The organism is Weizmannia agrestimuris (assembly GCF_943193165.1).
Classification (GTDB): Bacteria; Bacillota; Bacilli; order Bacillales; family Bacillaceae_C; genus Weizmannia; species Weizmannia faecalis.
Map to the genome: position 1 here is coordinate 1 of NZ_CALPDC010000085.1, position 4,206 is coordinate 4,206.

Below are 4,206 nucleotides of genomic sequence, written 5' to 3' on the forward strand. Positions count from 1 at the left end.
ACCGCTTTGGGCAACAATTCGTTCTTTCGTGGCTTCTATCACTAACTTTTTCATTAGATCACCTGAATGTGGAATGAATTTAATTTGTCTAATATACCAATTATACTAAATTTTATGCGATTTGTTTGCCTTTAAGCGGAAATTTCGTCACGGATTCAGGATAAATTATTTGAATTGGATTGAAATAAGCTTATACTCTGCGTAGATCTGAGGATTGAAATAAATATCATGGTATAATTGATAGTAAAGATTAAGTCGCACTCCTCGGACTGGAAGAGAAAGAAGGATCCTGTATGAACACGATGCATCGTAAGTTGGGAACTTTTGCGCTTACCATGACCGGCCTTGGGTCCATCATCGGATCCGGCTGGTTGTTTGGTGCCTGGAAAGCAGCAACGATTGCCGGCCCTGCAGCCATTTTTGCTTGGGTGATCGGGATGGTTGTTATTTTGTTTATTGCCCTTTCTTACAGTGAACTGGGGGCCATGTTTCCGGTAGCGGGGGGAATGGTAAAATACACCCAGTATTCCCATGGCTCTTTTGTCGGTTTTCTTGCTGCATGGGCGAACTGGATTGCCATTGTTTCCGTTATTCCGAGTGAGGCGATGGCTTCTGTTCAGTATATGAGCTCATGGCATTGGAGCTGGGCGCACAGTTTGGCCCATAACGGAATGCTGACGCCAAAAGGGCTCGGCCTTGCTTCTTTGCTGTTGTTAATCTATTTTTTTCTGAATTACTGGGCAGTCAATTTATTTGCTAGGGTAAACTCACTTATCACAATATTCAAAATTATTATTCCGGGGTTGACGATTTTTGCACTTCTGATTGTCGGGTTCCATGGCAGCAATTTTACATACGGCCAAGCTTTTGCCCCGTATGGATGGTCAAGTGTGCTTACGGCAGTGGCGACATCCGGGATTGTGTTCGCATTTAACGGCTTTCAAAGCCCGATCAATATGGCGGGCGAAGCGAGAAAGCCGGGCCGGTCGATCCCGATTGCAGTCGTGGGATCTGTTTTAATTGCAACGGTGATTTACGTTCTGTTGCAGATTGCGTTTATCGGGGGTGTCGGCTCTTCTGTCCTGGCACATGGCTGGAATCATTTGAATTTTAACTCCCCGTTTGCAGATCTTGCCATTGCGTTAAATATTAACTGGCTCGTGATTGTCTTGTATTTGGATGCGTTTGTATCTCCATCCGGCACCGGGACTACTTATACTGCAACAACTGCGCGTATGCTGTATGGTATGGAGAAAAATGGATATTTGCCGCGGTTTATCGGCAAACTGCATCCGGTTTATGGCATTCCGCGCCCGGCGATGTTTGTCAATTTAGTCATCTGTTTTATTTTCCTGTTTGTATTTAAAGGATGGGGTTCACTGGCAGAGGTTATTTCTGTTGCTACGTTGATTTCTTATATCACCGGGCCTGTAACTGTCATGGCATTAAGAAAAACCGCGGGGTACTTGTACCGTCCGCTCCAGGTGAAGGGCATGCAGATCATCGCGCCATGCGGATTTATTTTTGCTTCGCTGACGCTATACTGGGCACGGTGGCCGCTTACCGGGGAAGTTTTCCTCATTATTATGATTGGGCTTCCCATTTATTTTTACTATCAGGCGAAAAGGAAATGGCAGTCTTTTTCGAAAAATTTCAAGTCCGGCATTTGGATGGTCGCCTATCTGATTGTGATGATGGGCATCTCTTATTTTGGAAGTGAGAAATTTGGCGGTCTTAACATGATTCCGTACGGCTGGGACATGGTCCTCATTGCTTTCGTTTCGCTCGGTTTTTACATCTGGGCAGTGAAAAGCGGATACGAAACACCTGACCTGCTTGAAGCTGCAAAATTAAACAAAGCATTGAAAGAGCACGACATGGGTGTGGATGATGATGAAAATGGAAACGGGAAACGAAACCCGGCTTATTCAACGGATTGGCCGCACTGATTAACGTAGAATTTGTCTAAGAATGACAGGGAAATCCCTTTAAACACGTACAAAAAGCAGCAAAATCCATTTATTTTTGGAAAACTTAATACCAAAAAAGCGCAGCTGAACCACTGCGCTTTTTATGCCTTTTTATTTCACTTTCACCGTCCGGTATCCACTGCTGTTGCCGGATTTATCTGTAGCTTTTACTTTGACCGCAGTCCCTTTTTTCTTCGGGCTGATTTTTATTTTGTAACTACCATGTTTATCAGCTTTGGCAGAGCCGATTTTTTTACTGCCGGTATAAGCGGTGACCGTTGCATATGCTTCCGTTTTTCCGGTGATATAACGGGAAGTATGGCTGACAGTGTTAACAGACGGTGTACTTGGTGCAATTCTGTCAACCACCGTCACGCTTTTTGTTCCACTTTTGCCATAGGTGTTTGTAGCATACACATAAATTTTTGTTCCGGCTTTTTGTTTAGGAATAGAAACTTTATAGTCGCCTTTGCTGTTGCTTTTGCCTTTATAGGTTTTGGAACCGATTTTAACATGAACGGTGCTTGATTTGCTCGTCTTCCCGCTAACGAATGTGCTTTTATTGCTGACTGTGTTCACGGACGGCGTTGCAGCCGGTGATCCGACGGTCGTTACTTTTGTTCCACTTTTCCCATAAGTGTTTGTAGCATACACATAAATTTTTGTTCCGGCTTTTTGTTTAGGAATAGAAACTTTATAGTCGCCTTTGTTGTTGCTTTTGCCTTTATAGGTTTTGGAACCGGCTTTAACATAAACCGTGCAGTTTGCGTCTGTCTTGCCAGATACACTTGTACTATTGGTACTTACCGTATTAATAGATGGTGCAGAAGGGTACAAAGGTGCATTGACGGATAAAACGTACTTGCCGGTATTATAATCACTGCTAATTTTTAAATAGTATGTTCCCGCTGGCAGGCTCTCACTTTTGTTCCATTGTTTAGGTGTTTCAATGGAGCCGTCGTAAATATAGTCGTCCCAAAGGGCGGTTCCCTTTGAATTTGTTAGATGAAGATCGACCCCTTTCATACTGGAATCTACGTTCATCGTAACTTTTACTGCTTTTGGCAATGTGAACTTATAGCAATCTGTGTGATCACTCTCGCTCAGAAAACCAGTTATTTTTTGCGTATTAAGGGAAATCTGCTGGGCCTGGGTCGTTCCATTATTGGGTTCCGATTCATTGTTTCCGGCGGCAGTAAACCAGGTTGACAAATGATAAGTGCCGGTTTCAGGGCTGTGAATTTTGATATAATAGGTTCCGGCCTCTAAATCAGCATCTTTCATCCATTGCTTGGGAGTCTCTTTGGTTCCGTCATAAACAGATTCTTCGTCCCAGATGTTGTTTCCGTTCGCATCTATAAGATCCACATAGGCCCAATCTATACTGGAGTCAAGACTGATTTTAAGGTTTCCTGCTTTTGGCAGGTTTACTTTATAAACGTCCGTATCGTCACTCCAGCTCAAAAAACCGGTTACTTTTTGGCCGTTTGACAGCTCCTGTGCCTGAGATGTACCGTTATTTGGCTCCACTTCATTATTTCCTGCTGGTGTGTAATTGACATATAAATTGTATTTACCCGTATAACCGCTGGAATTAGAAATCTTGATATAATAGGTTCCTGCCTCCAGATCAACACTCTTTGACCATTGCTTCGGCGTTTGAGAGGATCCACCATATATGTCTTCATCTATTCCCCAAACATCATTTCCACTTTCATCCAGAAGATCCAGAGAAGCATCATAAATGTTTGAATCTACGTGAACATCAATGGTGCCTGCTTGTTTCAAAATGAATTTATAGCAATCCGTATCATCATTTAAGCTAAGAAAACCGTTGATTTTCTGGGTATTAAGTATAATAGGCTGTGCTTGTGATGTGCCATTGTTCGGCTCTTTTTCATTGCTTCCTGCAGTATTAAATCCAACCTTTAAATCATATTTTCCGGTATAATCATCGGCCTGGGAAATCTTGATGTAATAGGTTCCGGCCTCCAAATCAGCTTGATCCGACCATTGTTTTGGCGTGGAAGCAGATCCATCGTAAATGTCTCTGCTATAACTCCATACACTCTTTCCATTTTCATCTGTCAGATCCAAGGTAACAGCTTCGATATATGCAGCTCTGAGGAGTAAAAATTTTTCGTGATAATTTAACTATCCCCCCCCCAAAAATGCGGCTAAATATGTAATAATTTAAATAATTAGAGCTTGCTGGACGAATATTTTGGCATGGCTT

General features: G+C 42.7%; 2 protein-coding genes. One reads left to right on the forward strand and one right to left on the reverse strand.

Annotated elements, in window-relative coordinates:
• The first annotated feature begins 293 nt into the window (after nt 1-293).
• Nucleotides 294-1,949: a glutamate/serine transporter AimA gene (aimA, locus tag NFR98_RS15545; protein ID WP_251460560.1), complete on the forward strand. Its 1,656-nt coding sequence runs from the start codon at nt 294-296 to the stop codon at nt 1,947-1,949.
• Between the two features lie 132 nt (nt 1,950-2,081).
• Here the strand turns inward: aimA and NFR98_RS15550 are convergent, their stop codons facing one another.
• Complete coding sequence (locus NFR98_RS15550) at nt 2,082-4,067, reverse strand: Ig-like domain-containing protein (RefSeq protein ID WP_251460561.1); 1,986 nt, start codon at nt 4,065-4,067, stop codon at nt 2,082-2,084.
• Nucleotides 4,068-4,206 lie beyond the last annotated feature (139 nt).

Excerpts from the sequence above, each read along its gene's own strand:
- aimA (WP_251460560.1), top strand. The coding sequence starts at position 294 with ATGAACACGATGCATCGTAAGTTGGGAACTTTTGCGCTTACCATGACC.